The following is a 20,526-nucleotide window of genomic DNA, read 5'->3' as shown; positions in this document are numbered from 1 at the left end:
GGCCTGCCGATTCGGGCGCGTTCAGGGCGCCGTGTCGGGCCGGTACTCGCAAGAGGCCGGCTCGCAGCCGTGGCCGAGGCTACCGTCGTGCAGGTACCGCGTGGAACAATAGGGACAGACCGCATCGTCGCTGTCACCCATGTCGATGAACGTGTGCGGGTGATCGAAAGGCGGCAGGGCGCCGGTGCACATGAACTCGCGCACGCCGACCCTGATCGTCGGGACGCCGATCTCGTTGTGAAAATGCGGCGTCTGATGCGAACTGGCCATGCGTGATCTTCCGAAAGCGATGAAGATGGCCGGTGTATCACCCAGATCGATCGGCGATGCGAGAAAAAACAGGGTCGACACGCCTTGAACCCGATCCGTCCGGTGTGCTCAACCGGATCTGGACGCGGGTGACAGGCGTCCATCGCGTGTCCTGCCGAGAGCTGTTCCATGGCCGAGTTTCGATCCGGCGACCTATCCCTTTTTTACATCGATGTCCCGGCAACCTGCTTCGATCGTGGTGAACCCATCTTGTTGATCCACGGGTTCGCGTCGAACCACACCATCAACTGGGTCAACACCAATTGGCTGGCGACCCTGACCGGGGCCGGCCGCCGGGTCATCGCGATCGACAACCGCGGGCACGGCCTGAGCGATAAGCCTCGTCGACCGGAAGACTATCACGTCGATCGCATGGCCCGCGACGCCGAAGCGTTGCTCGATCACCTCGGTCTCGATCGGGTCGATGTCATGGGTTACTCGATGGGCGCTCGTATCGCGGCGTTTCTGGCGCTGCGGGCCAAGGCGAGAATACGTTCCGTCATTTTGGGGGGGCTCGGGATCCATCTTGTGGATGGGTCCGGGTTGCCACAGTCGATCGCCGAGGCCATGGAGGCACCGTCACTCGACGATGTCACCGAGCCGATGCCGCGCATGTTCCGCCGCTTCGCGGAGGCGACGGGCAGCGATCTCCAGGCCCTCGCGGCCTGTATCAGGGGGACGCGGCAAAGCCTTGGGCCAAGCGACCTCGCCGAGATTCTCTGCCCGGTGCTGGTCGCTGTGGGAACGGCCGACCCCATCGCCGGGGACCCATATGCCCTCGCAGAGCTTCTGCCGCAGGGGCGGGTGCTGGACATTCCGGGCCGCGATCACAATCTTGCTGTCGGAGACAAGGCCTTCAAGGCGGGAGCGCTCGACTTTCTCGTGGAGCGCCCGTAACGGCTTTGCGGTCGGCGTCGAAAAGCCTGAGCCGACCGGTCGCGCGGTCGGCCCTGGGCATGCTATAGATGGCGGCCTTGGTCCGGCAGCCGGCCGGGATGGGAAGCGACCCGCACAAGGGCCGCTGCGGCAGGGAGAGCCGTTATGATGCACGGTATTTCGGCGAAAGTGATCGAATTCGCGGTTGGCGATCCGGTCTTTTCCCGCGTTCGGGTCGAAGCCGAAGAGGTGGTCCGGGCGGAGCCGCGCCTCGCGGGCTTCGTCTTCTCGAACATCCTGAATCACGCATCGCTGGTGCAGGCCGTGATCTACAGGCTGGCCACGCGACTCGGGCACGAGGATCTTCCGACCTCGCTGTTGCAACAGACGTTCGGCGATCTTCTTGCCGACGATCCCTCGATCGGTGTCGCGATCCATGCCGATGTGATGGCCGTTTTCGACCGCGATCCGGCCTGCACGCGGCTGCTCGAGCCGGTGCTCTATTTCAAGGGCTTTCACGCCATCCAGACGCATCGACTGGCTCATGCGCTCTGGCGCAACGGCCGCCGCGACCTCGCGCTTTACCTGCAGAGCCGCTCGTCGAACGTATTCCAGACCGACATTCATCCCAATGCCGAATTCGGCAAGGGGATTTTTCTCGATCATGCCACCGGGCTCGTGGTGGGTGCGACGACAGTCGTGGAAGACAATGTCTCGCTGCTCCAGGACGTCACACTCGGCGGCACCGGCAAGGAACAGGGCGACCGCCATCCGAAGATCCGTCAGGGCGTGTTGATCGGGGCGGGCGCGAAAGTATTGGGGAACATCGAAGTCGGCCGATGCTCGCGGATCGCGGCAGGGTCGGTCGTTCTTGCGGCCGTGCCACCCAACAAGACAGTGGCAGGTGTGCCTGGCAGGGTGGTCGGTGAAGCAGGCTGCGCGGAACCTGCCCGCACGATGGATCAGATCCTCGCGCAAAAGACCGCGGACCGGCCTGACGGTTCCTTTTGACGGGTTTATTGGTGTGGCGTTGAACGCTATCCCTTACGTCTGTGTCGTCACTCCATTGGTAGGGCGGGGTGACTCGGAACGAAGGCCGAATGGCAGAACTGGCGCTGACGCCTCAAGGGGGTCAGGCCGCGACCGGCGAAGGCAAGGGGCTCACGCCGGGCATTTCGAAGGAAGTTTACGTGCTGGATAAAACCGAGTGCCACAAGCTGCAGGATTTTCTGCGTCGCACCTTCGGCAACCAAGGTCTGAAGGTCACCCAGGGTGCCCGTGACGACGATGCCGCCGACGTCTTCCTCGGCGAGAAGAAAATCGCCCACATCACGGTCGACGACGAAGACGGCGACCGCTCGTTTTCGCTCGACATGAAAGTGCCGGTCGAGCGACCCGTGCTCGAATCCTATCTGCGGAAGCTCTTCGACAACGACAAGCTCAAGATTGCGGCGCGTCTGAAGAAGACGGATTCGGTCGAGCTCAATTCCGGCAGTGACTTCATCGGCATCATTTCCGCCGACGATCCGAAGGGCAAATCGTTCACGCTGCAAATGGCCATCCTCGACTTCGATCTTGAGGACCTCTGACCGGCCACATGCGGATTGTGTGAGATGGAATTGGCGGCTAAGGATGGTTCCAAAGATCTGAAGCCCGATCAGTGCTCCCGAACCCGAGAAATCGGGATTGGGACATTTCCGTCGCTTGTTCCGATCTGTTCCCCCGGAGCCGTGAACCGAAGAGCCCGATGGGAGGTACCGGATCGTTCCGGGCCAGGATCAGTCGGTCGATACGATCGTCGACCGATGTTCAGCATCACGGGGCGGACACCCCCCGAGGAACTCCCTCTTCACCGGATCCAACCGGCATCCTTCACCAGCATCTGCGGGAGGGGTTCGTCCGGCCACAGGCCTTGCAGATCCTTGTTCCAGACGTTTAACCGAGGCAGGTCGAAGAGGTAGAGCGCAGGCACATCCCGCGCCAGGATCTTCTGTGCGTCGCCAAACAGACGGTTGCGCTCGCTCTCGTCGGACGTGCCGTCGGCCTTGGCGATCAGCGCGTCGAACGCCGGATTGTGATAGCCGAAGTAGTAATCGGGCCGCGCGTAGATCCCGATGTCCATCGGCTCGGCATGGTCGATGATCGTCATCTCGAAGTTCTTCTTCAAGAACACGTCGTCGATCCATTGCGCTGGAAATTCGCTCGACACGATGTTCAGCGTCACGCCGATCTCGGCCAGCATGGCCTGGAGGATCTGTGACGTGCGGGTCGTCTCGGCCATCTGCGGAGCCTTGATGGTCAAAGTAAGCCCGTTGGCATAGCCCGCTTCAGCCAAGAGCCTTTTTGCCTTGTCGGAGTCATGCGGCATGACCCCTACCAGATCGAGATATCCTGGGTCGGACGGTGCGTAATGGGAGCCAATCGGAGTTCCAAAGCCGGAATAGGCGCCTTCGATCACACTGGCGCGGTCGATGGCGCTCATCAAGGCTTGGCGCACGCGCACATCGTCGAGCGGTTTCTTGGCACAATTCATTCCGGCCACGAGCTTGCGGGGCGTTTTGCCGACGATGGTCGTGAACCGGGGGTCTTTTTGGAATTCGGCGAATAATTCCGGCGCCGAAAAATTCGGGAAGCCGTCGATATCTCCCGCTTTCAAGGCCGCGGCCTGGGCTTGTGGATCGCCGATGAACCGGAACGTGACACTGCTCAGTCGGGGTGTGCCGGCCTGCCAATAGCTGGCATTGCGGGCCAGCACCACGCGGTCGCCGCGCCGCCATTCCTTCAAGGTGAACGGTCCGGTGCCGATCGGATTGGTCTTCTCCGTGGCAACGGAACTCGGCTCAACCATGGCGGCGTCACCCCAGGCAAGCCAATAGAGGAACAGCCCGACCGGATGCTTGAGCGTGATGACGGCCGTTTGCGGGTCGGGGGTCGCGATCGATTGAATCGGTTCGAAGAACTGCTTTTGCGCATTGGTCGAGTCGGTTGCCCGAGCCCGATCGAGCGAAAATTTGACGATCGAGGCGTCGAACGGGATGCCGTTGTGGAATTTCACCTTGGGTTGCAGCGTGAATCGATAGGTGAGGCCATCGTCCGACACCGTCCAGCTCTTCGCCAGAAGCGGCACGATCTTGCCGTCCCGGTCGAGCGTCACCAGTCCTTCGAAGAGGTTGCCCCAGGTGACTTCGCGGATGGCTGTCGGAGCCGCAACCGTCGGATCGAGCCCCGATGGCTCCACCGGCATGCCCAGCGTGAGGGAATCCCGCGACGATGCCGCGATGGCCGGCGGCGTCATCGCGGCAAGGAGGCTCGCAAAAACCGCAAGACTCTTGAGCATCGACCGCCGACGCACCCGTGAAGAAGCAGACCGCATGAACCAAGCTCTCAGAATCTGTCGAACGCGGACGAGCCCCGTTGACTCGGGCGCTGGGACGCCCTCTCTCATCAGAGATCGAGGCTTGCCGTCATGTAGCAGGCGGTTGAGCCATAGACGGCAAGCTTCTTTGCCATGTCCGGCGCGGAAGTCATCTTAAAACCGCAGGCGGTCCAGATCGGACGTGAGTCGTAGACCGACACAAGGGCCAGACTCGGCAGCCTGTCGCGACGCGCGAGCGTCGAAACATGCCCGATATAGCGGCGGCCCGCCCCGGCGCCACGTCCTGCGGGCAGGATGGCAACATCATGCACAAACAGACAATCCGCGCGCTCGGGCAGCGCCGTCATAGGCGTATCGAGAGGCGGCACATCTCCCAGTCGCCAGGGATAGCTGATGCCGTATCCGAGAACGACGTCATCGCGACCGAGAACCAAGCAGCCTTCGCCAAACAGCATGAGCTTGTTGGCGAAGGTCGCACGCTGCTCGGGGAGCATGGTGTGGACTTGATCTTGGATCGCCACAATGGCGTCGAGATCGGCCGCGGCCGCTCGGCGCCAAACGAGAGGGCCTACTTCTTCAGCTTGGTCCACACGCGATCCATCAGCTTCGTGGCCTCTTCGGGGCATGCGGGCGTGAAGGCGATCTTCTCGTCAGCCGGCACTTTCAGTTCGGGCGCGTCTTTCATGTTGGCGTCGAAATAGGCGTCCGCGCCTGTCACCGCACTCGCATAATGAGTGAAGTTCGAGGACAGGCCGCTGTTCTCCGGCTTCAGCAGAAACTCGATGAATTTCTTCGCATTCTCCGGGTCTTTCGCGCTGGTCGGAACCGCGACATTGTCCATCCAGCCGACGACGCCTTCCTTCGGGAAGACGAATTTGATGTCCGGGTTGTTGACCCGCGCGCGCGCCGAATCGCCGTTCCAAACCTCATGAATCCAAGTTTCACCGGAGCTTTGCCGGTCGATGATTCCGTCGGAATTGTAGACCTTCACGAAAGGCGCCTGACCCTCGAGCAACTCGGACACTTTCTTCATATTGGCGACATCCGTCTGGCACGGTGTCATGCCGAGATAGACCTCGGCCAACGACATCACCTCGCTGGGCGAGCCGAACATGCCGATCTTGCCCTTGGCCTCCGGCGGCGGTTCGAACAGCAGCTTCAGGGAATCGGCTGGAGCTTTGACTTGCTTGGTGTTCACCGAATAGGAGGTCACGCCCCAGTCGTAGGGAATCGTATATTGGTTGTCCTTGTCCCAGACGGGGCTTTTCCAACGGTCCATGATGTTCGCATAGCCCGCGAGCTTGGGAGCATCGATCTTCTGGATCACGCCCTCTTTTGCGAAGATCGGCACGAAGTCCGACGACACGACGACGATGTCGTAGCCCGAAGATCCCGATTTGAGCTTGGCCAGCAGCGTCTCGTTTGAGTCGTAGGTGTCGAGCGTGACCTTGATACCGCTCTCCTGCTCGAATTTCTTGATGAGGTCGGGCGACGTGTAGTCGGTCCAATTATAGATGAAGAGGTCGCCGGCCGCCTGGGCGCCATGGCCGGCCACCAGGCCGCCTAAAACTGCCACCGCAGCCAGAGCTTGGAGAGCTTTGCGTTTCATCGTTACGATCCCTCACGAGGTTCATCAGGCTTTCACAGTCCGGGGTCGGACCAGAACGGAAGACAGCACCACCGCGGCGATCGAAATGACCAGCAGGATGGTGGCCGCTGCATTGGCTTCGGGCGTCACCCCCACACGCAGCATGCCGTAAAGATAGACCGGCAGTGTCGTGGCTCCGGCCGGAGCCACCATGAAGGTGATCAGGAAATCATCGAGCGACACCACGAACGCGAGGGTCGCGCCCGCCACGATGGCCGGCATCAGCAGTGGCAGGGTGACGCGCGAGAACACGGCCCAGCTATCGGCATAAAGGTCGCGCGCCGCATCCTCGATGTCGCGCGGCATCTCACGCAATCGGGCGCGGATCGGCAGCAGCGCGAACGGGATGCAGAACACGATATGCGCGATGGCGATATTGCCGACACCGGCCCGCAGGCCGATCGCCTCGAAGAAAATCAATGTTGCTATGGCGGTGACGATCTCGGGCGCCACGAGCGGCATGCCGATCAGCGCCTCTCCCGTGGAACGCCCTGGAAAGAACCGACCGCGTTCGAAGGCGAGGGCCGCCGGGATGGCGACAAGGGTCGAGACCGGCGTCGCGATCGCAGCCACAATCAGACTGTTCAGGGCCGAGCGCCGCAGGTCGTCGTTCAAGACGGCTTTGACGAACCATTGCGTGCTGAAGCCACCCCAGATCAAGGCGGCGCGGTTCGCGTTGAACGCATAGACGATCAGAATGATCAGCGGCGCATAGAGGAATACGAAAGCCAGGAGGCTGATCGTTCGGTATTCCGGCATCCGCCGCCAGTCGAAGACCCTCGCTCTCATACGGGAACCGCGATTGCGGCACGCCGCCAGGCGCTCCACATCATCGCCCCGAGCACGAAGGCCATCAGGATCATCGACAAGGCGGCGCCGAACGCCCAGTTTCGCCCTGTCGTGAATTGCTGCTGGATCAGGCTGCCGATCATCAGCTTCTTACCGCCGCCTAAAATATCGGGCTGCAGGAAGGCTCCCAGCGCGGGCACGAAAACCAGAAGGTTGCCGGCCGCGACGCCCGGCTTCGCCAAAGGCCAGACCAGCTTGCGCATGATGGCCCAGCGGTCCGCGTAGAGATCGTAAGCGGCCTCGACGAGACGAGGATCCATTTTTTCTAGCGCCCCGTAGATCGGCAGCACCATGAAGGGCAGGCTTGAATAGATCAGCCCCAGCAGCACGGCGCCGTCTGAATACAGGAACGTGATGGGTGCTTTGGTGAGGCCAAGCCACAGCAGAACGTTATTGACCAACCCCTGATCGCGCAGAAGCAGTACCCAGCAATAGGTGCGGATCAGGAGATTGGTCCAGAACGGGATCGTGACGAGCAATACAAGGATCTGCCGCTGGACTGGCCGGCGCGTCGCCACATACCAGGCCATCGGCAGACCGATCAGCAGACAGCCAAGGCTCGTGAGCGCCGCCAGGATCAGAGAGCGGGCGAAGATCTGAAGATAAGTCGTGTCGAAGACAAGCGAGTCGTCGAGGTCGCGATCATAGACGAAGCGCACGTAGGCGCCGGCCGTATAGGGTTTCTCGACGCCCCCGTAGGGGCTTGCGGTCATGAAGGAGTAGACGAGCGCGATCGCCATGGGCAGGACCATGAAGATCACGATGGTCAAGAGGGCCGGACCGGCCAGGAGAAGCGCGCGATCACGAAATCTCGGTTGAGCCGCCACGGTCAGCTTTCGAGCGGCAAAAGGGCATCGTGAGGAAACCGGCAGATCACTGGCCGGTCCGGCACGAGCCCGGTTGGAAGGTCACTTCGTTCGACCTTGACTAGGGGACCGCCTTGAAGCGCGACGGTGCAGGATGTGGTGGCGCCCAGATACACGACCTCGACCACGTGGCCAGGCAGCCCGCTGTTCTCAGGATCTTGCTTCATGCTGAGAAGAACGCGCTCGGGCCTGATCGCCACATAGGGTGCTTTGAAGCCGAAGAGCGAGCCAGGAAGAACATTGGCTTCGCCGATGAAATCGGCCACGAACCGGCAATTGGGGCGCTCGTAGATGTCGCTCGGCCGGCCGAGTTGCAGCACACGGCCATGATCCATCACGGCAATGCGATCCGACATCGACAAGGCTTCTTCCTGGTCATGGGTGACCAGGACAAAGGTGATACCGGTCTCGCGCTGGATCCGCTTCAATTCCACTTGCATGCCGCGGCGCAGCTTGAGATCGAGTGCGGACAAGGGTTCGTCGAGAAGCAGCAGGCGGGGTTGCGGCGCGAGCGCACGCGCGAGTGCCACGCGTTGCTGTTGGCCGCCGGACAATTGACTCGGGCGGCGTTTGGCCAGCGCCTCCAGTCGGACGAGCTTGAGCATCGCCGCGACCCGCTCGGCCACCTCCGGCCCGCGTTGGCCCAGTCGCTCAAGCCCGAAGGCGACGTTCTGCTCCACACTCATGTGCGGAAACAGGGCGTAGGACTGGAACACCGTATTGACCGGTCGCTTGTTGGGCGGGTCATTCACCACATGTTTGTTGTCGAGGAGGATCGCACCCTCGGTCGGATGTTCGAAGCCGGCCAGCAGGCGGAGCAGGGTGGTCTTGCCGCAGCCGGACGGGCCGAGGAGCGTGAAGAACTCGTTCGTGCGGATCGTCAGGGACACATTGTCGAGAGCTTTGAGTGCCGTCGGCCCGACGCCAAACGCCTTTGTGACGCCTTGCACCTGAACTAATCTGACTGACGAGTCTGTCTCGATGTCGAGAGATTGATCCTGCGACTGGCCCTCGGAGCCGACGCGCAAATTGATTTCGGGTCGCGCAACGGTTTGCAAGGACTGCATGCGACCGCCGTCTCCCTCTCGATCCAACCTGCCTCAGTCAAGCAGGGATCATGCCGGGAAGCGAGGGTGACGGGACGAGCCTTGCGGGATCAAACGGATGTGCTGTCCCCAGGCAAGACAGCCGGCCTGGGTCAGTTTGCGGAGGGAAGCCCGAAACGAGATCCTCGTTTCAGCCCGGCCTCGCGATCACGCCGATTGATCATAGAAAACTTCGGAGCCATCGCTCAAGAATGCAACAGACAGAAAAAGGCTGCCCAATCAGGATGCAGCAATCGAGAGGCCGCCGGTATCGGCGGCCTTCAGGTCGTCAGCCGACGATTTCGGATTCGGTGAAGAACTGCGCGATTTCAGTCGCTGCGGTCTCGGGCGCGTCCGAGCCATGCACCGAATTCTCGCCCATCGAGAGGGCGAATTCCTTACGGATCGTGCCGGCGTCGGCCTTCTCGGGGTTCGTGGCGCCCATGACTTCGCGATACTTCGCGATGGCGCTTTCCCCGCGCAGAACCTGCACCACCACAGGCTCGGAGATCATCATCTCGACGAGCTCGCCGAAGAACGGCCGCTCCTTGTGGACGCCGTAGAAGCTCTCGGCCTGAGGCCGGGTCATGTGGATGCGCTTCTGCGCCACGATGCGCAAGCCAGCCGCCTCGATCTTGGCATTGACCGCGCCGGTCAGATTGCGCCGGGTGACGTCGGGCTTGAGGATGGAGAATGTCTGTTCGATCGCCATGGCGCGGTCCGGTCCGTTCTGCTGTGTCTTTGGGCAGGGATTGCGGGCGGCTTATAGCGGCCCCTCGAACGGGCAGCAAGGGAGCCTGCCCCCTTGCGGTCGACGACCGGCCGATCGTGCTGTAGGAGCCTCGAAGGTCGGGCATTCGCGCGGTTTGCGCAACGAGCCGGCCCGACTTCCTCTCGATCGGACTCCGTAGTGTCATTCAGCCGGTTATTCCCACTGTGGGCGCTCCTCGTGGCGGGCGCCGCTTATGTCTCTCCCGGGACTTTCCGGCCCTTGCTGCCCTATGTCACGACGTTGTTGACGATCGTGATGTTCGGCCTGGGCGTGACGCTGACCTTCGCGGATTTCCGCCGCGTGATTGTCCGGCCCGCGCCTGTCATCGCCGGAGTCGTGATCCATTATCTCGTGATGCCTTTGGCGGCCTTTTTGATCGCCCGCGCGCTCCACATGTCGGCCGATCTCAGCACCGGCATGATCCTCGTCGGAAGCGTGGCGAGCGGCACGAGTTCGACCCTCATGGTGTTCCTGGCGGGCGGCGACGTGGCGTTGTCAGTCTCGATCAGCGCCATGTCGACGCTTGTCGGTATCGTTGCGACGCCGCTCCTCACACGCCTCTATGTCGATGCCTCGGTCGCCGTCGATGTCGGCGGCATGCTGCTCAGCATCGTGCAGATCGTGGCTCTCCCGGTGGCTGTCGGGCTCACGTTGAACCACTTCGTTCCGGCGCTCGTGAAGCGCGTGGAACCGGCTTTGCCATTCGTGTCGATCATCGCCGTTCTTCTGATCATCGGCGCCGTCGTGGCTGGCAGCCAGGCCAGTATCGCCACCGTCGGCCCGCTGGTGATCGTGGCCGTGATCCTGCACAATGGTCTCGGGCTTGTCGGCGGCTATTGGGGCGGGCGCCTGCTGGGCTTCGAGGAGAGCGTCTGCCGCACCTTGGCGCTCGAAGTCGGCATGCAGAACTCCGGCCTGGCGGCGGCGCTCGGCAAGCTCTACTTCTCGCCGCTCGCGGCACTGCCGGGCGCCATGTTTTCCGTTTGGCACAACCTGTCGGGGTCTTTGCTCGCCGGCTACTGGTCGGCCCGAAACCCGCTTACGGCCGGCGATCCACCCCGCCCGCTACCGGAAGAGGCCTGAGCCGCCGCATTATTCCATCACGGCGCTATGGTCGACGACCGCGGGCTGCGCCGCTTTGCGCAGCAGGAACACGAGCGGCATGGCGGCCAGACACATGAGCATCATCAGCTTGAAATCGTCCATGTAGCCGATGATGGTTGCCTGCACGGTGATCATGCTGTCGAGCGCGGCGCGTCCGGCAGCCGTCAGCGGGTTGAGCATGTGGAGCACGGCCTGTGAATGCATGGCCGGGTTGAAGGGCGTGATGTTGCCGACGATCTCGGCATGATTTTCCTGCACGTTCTCGGTGAGGAGCGCACTGACGACCGAGATGCCGACGGCCGAGCCGATATTACGGGAGAGGTTGTAGAGTCCGGTGCCTTCCCCGCGCTTCTCGGCCGGCAAGGTGGAGAAGGTCACGACCGTGAGAGGGACAAACAGAAACCCAAGGCCCATGCCCTGAACGAAACCGGTGGAAATGATCCGTCCTTCGGAAACGTCCGGCGTCCAACCGGTCATATCCCACATGGCCCAGGCCGTGAGAGCGAGGCCAGCGAGCAGGAGCCACCGGATCTCGACCTTGCCGATCAGCTTGCCGACAAAGAACATGCACAGCATGGTGCCCATCCCGCGCGGGCCCATCGCAATACCGGCGGTGACCACGGGGTAGCCCATCAGCGTCTGGAGGTAAGGCGTCATCAGCGCCATCGAGGCCAGATAGGTCACGCCGACGATGAAAATGAAGATCATGCCCACCGCGAAGTTGCGGTCGAGAAACAGGCGCGGATTGACGAAGGACGCCTTCGCCGTGAATGTATGGACCACGAAGATATAGGCCGCGCTGGCTGCGACCAATCCCTCGATCATCACTTCGCCCGACGAGAACCAGTCGAGCTGCTCGCCGCGGTCGAGACACAGCTGCAGCGCCGCGATGGCGAGGCTGAGGCTCCCAAAGCCCAGCCAGTCGAGCTTGGCGGTCGCATCCTTCTTCGATTCCGTCACGAAGGCACTCACGCCCGCGAAGGCCACCGCGCCGATGCCGAGGTTGATATAGAACACCCATCGCCAGCTGATATTGTCGGTCAGCCAGCCGCCGATCACCGGGCCGAGCACCGGCCCCACCATCACCGAGACGCCGAACAACGCCATGGCGGAGCCACGTTCCTCGGGCGTGTAAATGTCGAGTAAGATCGCCTGGGAGAGCGGCACGAGGGCGGCGCCGAAGAATCCCTGCAGCAGCCGGAAGCCCACGATCTCGATCAGGGACTGCGCGATGCCGCACAGGATCGATGCAATGACGAAACCGGCGATCGAGACGAGCAGGATGCGCTTTCGCCCGAACCGGTTGGCGATATAGCCCGAGGGCGGCGTCATGATAGCCGCCGCCACGATATAGGAGGTCAGCACCCAGTTGATCTGGTCGGCACTCGCCGAGACACTGCCCTGGATGTAGGGCAGCGCCACATTGGCGATGGTCGTGTCGAGTGCCTGCATGATGACGGCCAGGATCACGCAGGCCGTGATCATGCCCCGATTGGCGACCGGCATCGGTGTGGCGTCAGACACGGGTGTGGAGATGCTCGGCGGCGAAGCGTTTTACCTGCTCGACATAGGGGGCAAGCCGCGCGACGATCGGTTTCAGGCTTTCGGGAACGCCGCGAGGATGCCCCGTGTCGATTTCGACCACGACGCTCATGCCGACGCGCAACGGAGGCTTGCCGTCGAGCGAGTCGATGTGCACCCGCATGGGAATGCGCTGCACCACCTTGACCCAATTGCCGGTCGTATTCTGAGCCGGCAGAAGTGCGAAGCTGCCACCCGAGGCGGGATTGATGCTGTCGACCGTCGCGCTCCATTCGACGCCGGGATAGGTGTCGACCGTCACGGTCGCGGCTTGGCCGGGGCGCACCCAGGTCAGCTCCGTTTCCTTGGGGCTCGCCTCGACCCAGAGGTTGCTGTCGGACACGAGCATGAAGCCCTGCTGCGACGCCGGCAGATAGGCGCCGACCTGGAGCGAATCGACTCGCGTCACGACCCCGTCGAAGGGCGCGCGGACGATCGTGTCGTTCAAGTCGCGTTGGGCATTGTCGACCAGCGACTTGGCTTGGAGATAGAAGGGGTTCTGCTCCACGGACTGGTCGGCGTCGCCGCCGAGCTGCGCCAACATCGATTGCGCCTGGGCCTGGGACACGATCAGACGCTCACGCGCCGAGATCAGGTCATGCTCCGCCTGGTCGAAGATGGATTTCGAGGCCGCCGCGGACGCCACGAGGTCCTTCTGCCGCTTGAATGTCGTCTCGTAATAGGGGAGGTCGGCCTTGGCCTGCTCGATCTGCGCCAAGGACTGCTTGTAGGTGGCCTGAAGGGTCAGGACCTGGTTTCTCACCGTGCCGAGCTGGGCTTGAGCGCCTTCGAGCGCGATACGAAATGAATCTGGCCGCAGGCGGAACAGGATCTGCCCTTTTTTGACCGCTTCATTGTTATGCACGTCGATCTCGAACACGGTGCCGGAGACGTCGGTCGACAATCCAATCGTTTGCGCCTGAACATAAGCGTTGTCGGTCGACATCACCTGGCCGCCGACGACATAATAGTAGCCGCCCGCAACAAGACCGATCGGGAGCAGGACGAACAGGATCGGACGCTTCCAACTTCGCTTCGGTTTGGCGGCAGCCTGCGCCACCGCCGCGACGGGCTGCGGCTCGGAAGCCTTCGGCGGGTCAACGGACTCGGCCGGTTGCTCAATACGACCGACAGGCTCGGGTGCGACCGCGGCCTCGAAATCAGCCTTGGGGCGCCGATCGTCATCCCGGTAGTCGTGGGGGGAGGATCCGGCATCGGATTCATGCCGGGTGAGGGAGGTCTCTTCATCCGCTCCACGCGGCGACGAATATTCAACCATAGCTCGCCTTACGGTCCTCGACAGGAAGGTTGCAGGCCTTCAACAGATTCGACTTCATGGTGCTCAGCGTTTCGAAGAGCTGCTTCTGTTCCGCCTCGGAAATGCCGGCCAAAGCTTCACTCCGGGCCGCGTCTCCGACGGCACGCAACTCCTTCAACAGGGGATGAGCGTCTTCACGCAGGTAGAGAAGCCAGATCCTGCGGTCGGTTTCGTGCCGCCGCCGCTCGATGAGGTCACGGACTTCGAGCTTGTCGAGGATTCGAACCAACGTGATCGGCTCGATTTCCAGCAGCTCCGCCAAGCCACCCTGATGAATACCTTCATTCGCTGCGAGATAGACCAGCACCTGCCATTGGGCCCGGGTCAGACCAAGCTGACGCGCTCGCTGCTCGAACCTCTTTCTGAGGAGCCGCGCAACGTCATGGACCAGGAACCCCAAGGTCGGTGTGTTATAAGCCATTGACGATGAAGCGCCTACAATCGATAAGCATGCTTACGATAGCGGTGTTTATAATGAGTTACTTCTCAGGATTCAAGACGCATTGTGATGGGCCGGGACGGGCCATCCAGCCTCCAGGGCGCGCAGGCTTGGCCAAGCGCCGGCTGTCGTGGCTTCTGGCGGCCGGCGTCTTCTGGACCGTGGGACACGCCGAAGCCGACACGGCTGTGAATTGCGGCGGGTTCGCGATGCTGGGGGGCGCGCAGATCGTATGCAGCCAAGTTCAATCCCAAGCGCCGACCCAGTTTTGCACATTCAGTTGGGCCTTGCTGACGACAGGAGGAGCCGTGAACACCACACAGGGGTCGTTTCTCCTGCCGCCAGGCGCTTCGGATGTGACGGTTTACCAGGGTGCGGGCTTTGCCACTGCGCTCTCCGAACCTATCGTGCTCTGTCAGGGGAAGAAGAGCCGCTGATCCCGAGCGTTGCTTTGGATTGCCTCGCTGCCGATATTCTCCGCGAGGTCTGAACGCATCCTTCTTGATCGCAGTGGGTGCGGTGCAGCATGTTGGGTGAAAACAGACACGAATAGGCTTGCATGATCGGGGGCGGCACGCGACATAGCCGGCCATGCTCCACATCAATGACCTGACGTATCGGCTGGGCCCGCGCATTCTGTTCGACAAGGCGTCGGTGGCCCTCCCGGAGGGCGGTCGGGTCGGTTTCGTGGGTCGCAACGGCACCGGCAAGACCACACTGTTCAACATGATCGCCGGCGACCTGCACCCGGAAAGCGGGTCGATCACGCTGCCACGAACGATGCGGATGGGGCGCGTCGAACAGGAGGCACCCGGCGGTCCGACGAGCCTCATCGATTTCGTCCTCGCGGCCGATACCGAACGCGCCGCCCTGTTGCACGAAGCCGAGACCGCGACGGAGGCCGGCCGCATCGCCGACATCCACACGCGACTGGTCGACATCGACGCCCATTCGGCGCCGGCCCGGGCCGCCACGATCCTGTCGGGCCTGGGCTTCGACAGTGAAGCGCAGGACCGGGCCTTGTCGGAATTTTCCGGTGGGTGGCGGATGCGCGTCGCATTGGCGGCGGTGCTGTTCTCGCAGCCGGACTTCCTGCTGCTCGACGAGCCCACAAACTATCTCGATCTCGAAGGCACGCTGTGGCTGATCGACTATCTGTCGACCTATCCGGCCACCATGCTGGTCATCAGCCACGATCGCGACCTGCTCGATGCGGTTTGCGATCACATCCTCCACCTCGACCGCTCCAAGCTGACGCTTTGGAAGGGCAATTACGATAGTTTCGAGCGCCAGCGGCGCGAGCAGCAGGCGATCCAGCTCAAGCACCAGAAGAAGCAGGACGAACATCGCAAGCACTTGCAGGCCTTTGTGGACCGCTTCCGGGCCAAGGCCTCCAAGGCGCGGCAGGCGCAGTCGCGGATCAAGATGCTGGAAAAACTGCAGCCGATCAGCGCCATGGTTGACAGCGACGTGCTGCCGATCGTGCTGCCGTCACCGCAGAAGGAATTGAGCCCGCCCATCATCGCCATGGAAGGCGTCAGCACCGGCTACGGCGAACGCACTATTCTATCGAAGCTTAGCCTCAACATTTCGAACGACGACCGGATCGGCCTTCTTGGGTCGAACGGCAATGGGAAATCGACTTTCGCCAAACTGATCGCCGGTCGGCTCGCGGCCACGACCGGCGCCATGCGGCGATCCTCGAAGCTCGAGGTCGGCTTCTTCGCCCAGCATCAGGTGGAAGAACTCGATCTGACCCAAACGCCGTTCCTCTGCCTGTCCGAGATCATGCGCGACCAGCCGGAATCAAAGGTTCGGGGGAAATGCGCGCAGTTCGGTTTTCCCGGCATGAAGGCCGATACGCCGGTGTCGCAGCTTTCGGGCGGCGAGAAGGCCCGGCTGATGATGGGCCTTGCAACCTTCCACGGCCCGCATCTTCTCATCCTCGACGAGCCCACGAACCATCTCGACATCGACAGCCGGGCCGCGCTGATCGAAGCGATCAACGACTATGAGGGCGCCATCATCCTGATCGCCCATGATCGCCATTTGATCGACGCCTGTGCGGATCGACTCTGGTTGGTCGACCAGGGCACCGTCCAGGCCTTCGACGGGGACATGGACGATTACAAGAAACTCGTCCTTGACCGTGCCGGTGGGGGACGTCGCGAGGGGCGGCGTGCGAACCGGGCCGAGGCGAAGGTCGCCGAACGCGCGATCCCGAACGCATCCACGCCGACGGCCAAACCTGTTTCCATGAAAAAGCAGATCGCCGCGCAGGAAGAGCGCATGGCGAAATTCACGGAGCTGATTGCCCGCATCGACAAGGCGTTGGGCGACACCGCCGTGTTTTCCCGCGAACCCGCGCGCGCTTCCACCCTGTCTCGGCAGCGCGCCGAATTGGAGAAAGCGCTTGTGCTTGCCGAGGAAGACTGGCTGCGGCTGACGATGGCACAGGAAGACGCCGGCTGAGGCAAATCTTAACTTGCTTTTAACATTTAATTTCTACTTGTAGTTGTAAGCTGCAATGTAGGGATTCGCAATGCGACGTTTGTTTTTGGCACTCACGGCTTGTGTGGCCGTTTGGCCGGTGGGTATCGCCGCCGCGTTTCCGCTGACCGCCACGTTTACAGGCTCGCTTTACGGCACCAACACGCCGTTCACGGCAGTATTTTCTTATGATACAAACGACTTCGTCCCTGTACCTAATTCGAATACATTTGACGGCAAAGGGACGGCAACATTTATGTCCCCTGGTATTAACCTGACGTTCGATGACAGTGGCTACTTCTACCAAACCGTTTCGAGCGGCTTCGGGCCTTTGTACGAATTCGGGATCGGCGGATCTCAGGGATTTCTTTATCTGAAGTACAGCGGCGACGTGGCAGAGGGAAATTATCAGGTCGGAAGTGATCTAGCATCTTACACCAATCTCGATCCGGATAAGGTCACAATCACAGGCGCCGTGTCGCCCGTACCGCTTCCATCTGCCGCCTGGCTCTTCGGCGGAGCTATCGCAGTACTTGGCATGGCGGGACACAAGAAGAGACATCGCAAAATGGCATTCGACGCGTCGCCCGTCTGAGGGCGATAATTTCCGAGGTCAGTAGGGGACGGCGGGAGCCCGCAATCCGGGCCTTCCCGCCACACCTGTGACAGGCCGCGTCTCAAGGGGTGCGCGGTGCAGATCAAGCCGGTACGAAGTTCAACGCCACCCCGTTGATGCAATAGCGCTGGAACGTGGGAGGGGGCCCGTCGGGGAAGACGTGACCGAGGTGGCTGCCGCAGGTCGCGCAATGCACCTCCGTCCGGACCATCCCGTGGGTTCGGTCGACTGTCGTTTCGACCGAACCGGCGATCGGGTCGTTGAAGCTCGGCCAGCCGGTCCCGCTCTCGAATTTGAGCTGCGTTTCGAACAGCGGCGTGTCGCATCCGGCGCATAGAAAGCGGCCGGCACGTTTTTCATGCAGCAGCGCGCAACTGCCTGGCGCTTCCGTCCCATGGCGGCGCATCACCTGATACTGCTCCGGGGTCAGCATCTCGCGCCATTCGGCGTCCGTGTGGGTGACTGGGTAGGTGGTCGTCATCGTCATGACAGCTTGCCTCTATTCGATCGTGTCGATCAGGAACTGTTGATCCACGAGGCCGGCGTCAAGAGGGGCCGCGCGGCTGACGGCTGCGCGCTCCAGGTCCCGAACCATGACGATCGACGTTTGCACAAAACCCTGGCGGGCGAAGAAGCGGTGGGCCGCATGGTTGTCGGCGCCGCTCTCCAGGAACAACCGATGGAAGCCGAGGTCGCGGCATTCCGTTTCGATCCAACCCAACAGGCTCGCGCCTAGGCCGCAACCCCGCGTGTCGGGCGCAATGAGAAGATCTTCCACCGTCGCAAACGGGCGTCTGACGTCGGGCGTTAAGGACACGAACGCCATGGCGGCCAATTCGCCTGCACTTGTCGCCAGGGCGAGACGAGACCCGCTGGCGGTCGCAGTGTTGTTGGCGGCCCCCACCGCCTGTGCTTCGATTTGGGCCGCGAGAGTGTCGCTCCAAAGCGACATCGATTCGGCGCGGCCGAATTGCAGTTCCGAATGCGAAATGTAGCTCGGCTCGGCATGGGCCACAAAAAACGCGGCGATTGTCGCGGCTTCGGCCGGCTCGCGGCACCAGTCAACCACTATGCTTCGACCCGGAAGGCTGAGATTCATCGGGATGTGTGGACCCAAGGTGGTGCGGGGCAATGGACCATGCCATTGAGCCATCGAAATGGCCTCGCCGGGAAGGCTGATCGAGGGGTGTGATAGCATGACAGGCGCATCGGAGTCCGGTCTGCGCATGCCGGCCGAGTGGGCGCCGCACGAGCGGTGCTGGATGGCGTGGCCCTGCCGGCCGGAAGGCTGGCGCAACGGGCTCGGCCCCGCTCGCGAAGCCCTGGCGGCGGTCGTGCGCGCAATCGCCCGGTTCGAGCCCGTGACCCTCCTGGTTCGGCCCGAGGATCTCGACGAAGCGGCCCGGCTGACCCGGGGCGCCGCGGAACTGGTCGCGACTGAGCTCGATGATAGTTGGACGCGCGACACCGGGCCAACCTTCGTACAGGACCGGGACGGGCAGCTTGCGGGGATCGATTGGGGCTTCAACGGCTGGGGGTTGGTTTACCCCGGATTCGCCCGTGATGCCCGTCTGGCGCGTCACATTCTCGGGCTCGCTGATGCTCGGCGCATCGTCGGCCCGCAAATTCTCGAAGGCGGTTCGATCCATGTCGATGGTGAAGGAACCCTGCTCACGACCGAACAATGCCTGCTGGACCCTCAGCGCAACCCGCATCTCGACAAAGCGGACATCGAGGCAAACCTGACCGGGCTGCTTGGGATCGACGCAGTGGTGTGGCTGCCTCGCGGCCTGACTGGAGATGAGACCCGCGGTCATGTCGACAATCTCTGCTGCTTCTTCAAACCCGGTCATGTGTTGCTGCCCGCTCTCGCCGACCGGGCCGATCCGGATTGGGCCGTGCTGGCCGAGGCACGGGCTGTGCTGGAGCGGAGTGTCGACGCCAAGGGGCGCCGCTTCACGATCCTGGAACTCCCCACGCCGCCGAGGCGGCGCGATAAGCGCGGTGAGTTGATGGCGCTCTCCTACGTCAATTTCTACGTGGCCAACGGGGCCATCGTCATGCCTGGCTTCGACGCGGCATCCGACCGGGAGGCGGCCCGCGTTCTGAAGGCGGCTTTTCCGGATCGTGAGATCGTCGTGGTTCCCGGACACGGGATCGCCGACGGAGGGGGCAACATCCACTGCATCACGCAGCAGCAGCCACGCGCCGCACCTGCAGGTTAGCCTGAGGCGAGATCGCGCCGCATCAAGGCTGTGTCATGACCCAGATGATCGAAACGCTCCACCGTGCGCCATCCGGCCCGCGCGTAAATCGGCTCGGCTGTGCTGGTGTAGAGCCAGAGCGTCGACACCGAAGCGGCGCGTGCCGCGCCTTCGACCGCTGCGACGAGCCGTGCAGCATAGCCGCGCCTTCGCCATTCGGGCGTGACGAAGACGGACGCAAGCCAGGGCGTCAATTCCGGACGGCTGTCGAGATCCTGCGCGATAAGGCTGGCTGTCCCGACCGGGACACCGTCGACCAGAAGGACAAAACATTGGGGTATCTCACAGCCGGAGATCGATTCCGCCACGAGCGCCCGCACGTGCTCAAGGGATGCGCCTTCCTGGCGCCAGAAAGCCTGCCATAGCCAATCGGCGACAAGAGGCGCGAGGTCAGGACGAGCCACCAGGGTCGCCAAGACCGGCTCGGGTGCCTCACCGATCATCGCGGCAGTGCCTTCTGCATGAACAGGCGGCGTTCGCCGGGCGGTTGCCCCTCCAGCGTGCCGAAGGTCTGGAATCCAAGCTTTTCGTAGAAGTGCGGCGCCTGGAAACTATAGGTGTCGAGCCAGATGCCGATGCAGCCACGCTCGCGTGCGATACACTCGGCCGTGGCCATGATCTGCGTGCCGAGCCCCTCGCCACGGCACTGTTCCGGAACGAACAAGAGTTCGATCACGAGCCACCGGAACATCGAGGTGCCCCAGAGACCGCCGATGGTCTTCCCCGCGTCGTCCTTGATCAGGATGGCCAGTGGCTTGATGTGAAGCGGTCCCGCCGCAGCCTCTTCGAACACCACCAGACCTTGGAGGATCACTTCGCGATCCGCCCGATTTGGCGTTTCGGGAACTTCGATGCGGGAGAAAACTGCAGTCACGAACGACCTTCTTGCGAGCACCGCACATGATTGGCCCGGATTGCTCCAACTTTCCAGCC

The 20,526-nt window shown here is 62.4% G+C and carries 23 protein-coding genes; 8 read left to right on the top strand and 15 right to left on the bottom strand.

Features of this window, described 5'->3' with window-relative positions; translation table 11 throughout:
* Window positions 1-21: 21 nt before the first annotated feature.
* Window positions 22-270 (bottom strand): zinc-finger domain-containing protein, encoded by a 249-nt coding sequence (locus M8523_RS04310; protein ID WP_282583603.1) that lies wholly within the window; start codon window positions 268-270, stop codon window positions 22-24.
* Window positions 271-438: 168 nt separating this feature from the next.
* On the opposite strand from M8523_RS04310, the gene M8523_RS04305 reads away from it, so the two are divergent.
* The 3 genes from M8523_RS04305 to M8523_RS04295 all read left to right on the top strand — a co-directional run bounded on the left by M8523_RS04305 (window position 439) and on the right by M8523_RS04295 (window position 2,774).
* A complete protein-coding gene (locus M8523_RS04305) occupies window positions 439-1,206 on the top strand; it encodes an alpha/beta fold hydrolase (RefSeq protein ID WP_282583602.1) in 768 nt (255 codons plus the stop codon).
* Window positions 1,207-1,350: 144 nt separating this feature from the next.
* Window positions 1,351-2,196: a serine O-acetyltransferase gene (cysE, locus tag M8523_RS04300; RefSeq protein WP_282583601.1), complete on the top strand. Its 846-nt coding sequence runs from the start codon at window positions 1,351-1,353 to the stop codon at window positions 2,194-2,196.
* A 182-nt stretch (window positions 2,197-2,378) separates the two neighbouring features.
* Window positions 2,379-2,774, top strand: coding sequence for a DUF3126 family protein (locus M8523_RS04295; RefSeq protein WP_282583814.1), 396 nt, complete (start codon window positions 2,379-2,381; stop codon window positions 2,772-2,774).
* A 260-nt stretch (window positions 2,775-3,034) separates the two neighbouring features.
* Here the strand turns inward: M8523_RS04295 and M8523_RS04290 are convergent, their stop codons facing one another.
* From M8523_RS04290 to ndk, 7 genes are all read right to left on the bottom strand, one after another.
* On the bottom strand, window positions 3,035-4,522 hold the full coding sequence (locus tag M8523_RS04290) for an ABC transporter substrate-binding protein (RefSeq protein WP_282583600.1): 1,488 nt from the start codon (window positions 4,520-4,522) through the stop codon (window positions 3,035-3,037).
* Window positions 4,523-4,629: 107 nt separating this feature from the next.
* Window positions 4,630-5,151 carry a GNAT family N-acetyltransferase gene (locus M8523_RS04285; protein ID WP_282583599.1) on the bottom strand — a complete coding sequence of 174 codons (522 nt, stop codon included), beginning with the start codon at window positions 5,149-5,151 and terminating at the stop codon, window positions 4,630-4,632.
* Entirely contained in the window at window positions 5,130-6,170 is a 1,041-nt protein-coding gene (locus tag M8523_RS04280; RefSeq protein WP_282583598.1) for an extracellular solute-binding protein, read from the bottom strand. Before M8523_RS04280 ends, M8523_RS04285 begins: the two co-directional genes overlap by 22 nt.
* A gap of 24 nt (window positions 6,171-6,194) precedes the next feature.
* Window positions 6,195-6,968 carry an ABC transporter permease gene (locus tag M8523_RS04275; RefSeq protein ID WP_282583597.1) on the bottom strand — a complete coding sequence of 258 codons (774 nt, stop codon included), beginning with the start codon at window positions 6,966-6,968 and terminating at the stop codon, window positions 6,195-6,197.
* A 26-nt stretch (window positions 6,969-6,994) separates the two neighbouring features.
* Window positions 6,995-7,885, bottom strand: a complete 891-nt coding sequence (locus tag M8523_RS04270) for an ABC transporter permease (RefSeq protein WP_282583596.1) — start codon at window positions 7,883-7,885, stop codon at window positions 6,995-6,997.
* A 2-nt stretch (window positions 7,886-7,887) separates the two neighbouring features.
* The gene (locus M8523_RS04265; protein WP_282583595.1) at window positions 7,888-8,991 is read right to left on the bottom strand and encodes an ABC transporter ATP-binding protein; all 1,104 of its coding nucleotides are present in this window, start codon (window positions 8,989-8,991) and stop codon (window positions 7,888-7,890) included.
* Between the two features lie 307 nt (window positions 8,992-9,298).
* Window positions 9,299-9,721 (bottom strand): nucleoside-diphosphate kinase, encoded by a 423-nt coding sequence (ndk, locus tag M8523_RS04260; RefSeq protein WP_282583594.1) that lies wholly within the window; start codon window positions 9,719-9,721, stop codon window positions 9,299-9,301.
* Window positions 9,722-9,919: 198 nt separating this feature from the next.
* On the opposite strand from ndk, the gene panS reads away from it, so the two are divergent.
* Window positions 9,920-10,864 (top strand): ketopantoate/pantoate/pantothenate transporter PanS, encoded by a 945-nt coding sequence (gene panS, locus M8523_RS04255; RefSeq protein WP_282583593.1) that lies wholly within the window; start codon window positions 9,920-9,922, stop codon window positions 10,862-10,864.
* A 9-nt stretch (window positions 10,865-10,873) separates the two neighbouring features.
* Here panS and M8523_RS04250 read toward each other — a convergent pair whose 3' ends face one another.
* Genes M8523_RS04250 through M8523_RS04240 form a run of 3 tightly spaced genes read right to left on the bottom strand, consistent with a single transcriptional unit; the run spans window position 10,874 to window position 14,205 of the window.
* Window positions 10,874-12,391, bottom strand: a complete 1,518-nt coding sequence (locus M8523_RS04250; protein WP_282583813.1) for a DHA2 family efflux MFS transporter permease subunit — start codon at window positions 12,389-12,391, stop codon at window positions 10,874-10,876.
* A gap of 10 nt (window positions 12,392-12,401) precedes the next feature.
* Window positions 12,402-13,745: an HlyD family secretion protein gene (locus tag M8523_RS04245; RefSeq protein ID WP_282583592.1), complete on the bottom strand. Its 1,344-nt coding sequence runs from the start codon at window positions 13,743-13,745 to the stop codon at window positions 12,402-12,404.
* The gene (locus M8523_RS04240) at window positions 13,738-14,205 is read right to left on the bottom strand and encodes a MarR family winged helix-turn-helix transcriptional regulator (protein ID WP_282583591.1); all 468 of its coding nucleotides are present in this window, start codon (window positions 14,203-14,205) and stop codon (window positions 13,738-13,740) included. Before M8523_RS04240 ends, M8523_RS04245 begins: the two co-directional genes overlap by 8 nt.
* 53 nt (window positions 14,206-14,258) lie before the next feature.
* On the opposite strand from M8523_RS04240, the gene M8523_RS04235 reads away from it, so the two are divergent.
* The 3 genes from M8523_RS04235 to M8523_RS04225 all read left to right on the top strand — a co-directional run bounded on the left by M8523_RS04235 (window position 14,259) and on the right by M8523_RS04225 (window position 17,308).
* On the top strand, window positions 14,259-14,660 hold the full coding sequence (locus tag M8523_RS04235; protein ID WP_282583590.1) for a hypothetical protein: 402 nt from the start codon (window positions 14,259-14,261) through the stop codon (window positions 14,658-14,660).
* A 154-nt stretch (window positions 14,661-14,814) separates the two neighbouring features.
* Entirely contained in the window at window positions 14,815-16,695 is a 1,881-nt protein-coding gene (locus tag M8523_RS04230; protein WP_282583589.1) for an ABC-F family ATP-binding cassette domain-containing protein, read from the top strand.
* Window positions 16,696-16,765: 70 nt separating this feature from the next.
* Window positions 16,766-17,308, top strand: a complete 543-nt coding sequence (locus M8523_RS04225; RefSeq protein ID WP_282583588.1) for a VPLPA-CTERM sorting domain-containing protein — start codon at window positions 16,766-16,768, stop codon at window positions 17,306-17,308.
* Between the two features lie 103 nt (window positions 17,309-17,411).
* On the opposite strand, the gene msrB is transcribed toward M8523_RS04225, so the two are convergent.
* Complete coding sequence (gene msrB / locus M8523_RS04220; RefSeq protein ID WP_345894219.1) at window positions 17,412-17,816, bottom strand: peptide-methionine (R)-S-oxide reductase MsrB; 405 nt, start codon at window positions 17,814-17,816, stop codon at window positions 17,412-17,414.
* A gap of 12 nt (window positions 17,817-17,828) precedes the next feature.
* A complete protein-coding gene (locus M8523_RS04215) occupies window positions 17,829-18,398 on the bottom strand; it encodes a GNAT family N-acetyltransferase (protein WP_282583587.1) in 570 nt (189 codons plus the stop codon).
* A 127-nt stretch (window positions 18,399-18,525) separates the two neighbouring features.
* Between M8523_RS04215 and M8523_RS04210 the strand changes: the two genes are divergently transcribed.
* Window positions 18,526-19,554 carry an agmatine deiminase family protein gene (locus M8523_RS04210; RefSeq protein WP_282583586.1) on the top strand — a complete coding sequence of 343 codons (1,029 nt, stop codon included), beginning with the start codon at window positions 18,526-18,528 and terminating at the stop codon, window positions 19,552-19,554.
* Here the strand turns inward: M8523_RS04210 and M8523_RS04205 are convergent.
* The gene (locus M8523_RS04205; protein ID WP_282583585.1) at window positions 19,551-20,036 is read right to left on the bottom strand and encodes a GNAT family N-acetyltransferase; all 486 of its coding nucleotides are present in this window, start codon (window positions 20,034-20,036) and stop codon (window positions 19,551-19,553) included. The two genes, M8523_RS04210 and M8523_RS04205, sit on opposite strands and share 4 nt — an antisense overlap.
* On the bottom strand, window positions 20,033-20,467 hold the full coding sequence (locus M8523_RS04200) for a GNAT family N-acetyltransferase (protein WP_282583584.1): 435 nt from the start codon (window positions 20,465-20,467) through the stop codon (window positions 20,033-20,035). The genes M8523_RS04205 and M8523_RS04200 overlap by 4 nt, the downstream gene beginning before the upstream one ends.
* Between the last annotated feature and the right edge of the window lie 59 nt (window positions 20,468-20,526).

Origin of the sequence: Lichenifustis flavocetrariae (genome assembly GCF_026130545.1) — a bacterium.
GTDB classification, from domain to species: Bacteria; Pseudomonadota; Alphaproteobacteria; order Rhizobiales; family Beijerinckiaceae; genus Lichenihabitans; species Lichenihabitans flavocetrariae.
Note: the sequence above shows the minus strand (reverse complement) of the source record. Positions and strands in the feature narration are given on the sequence as shown.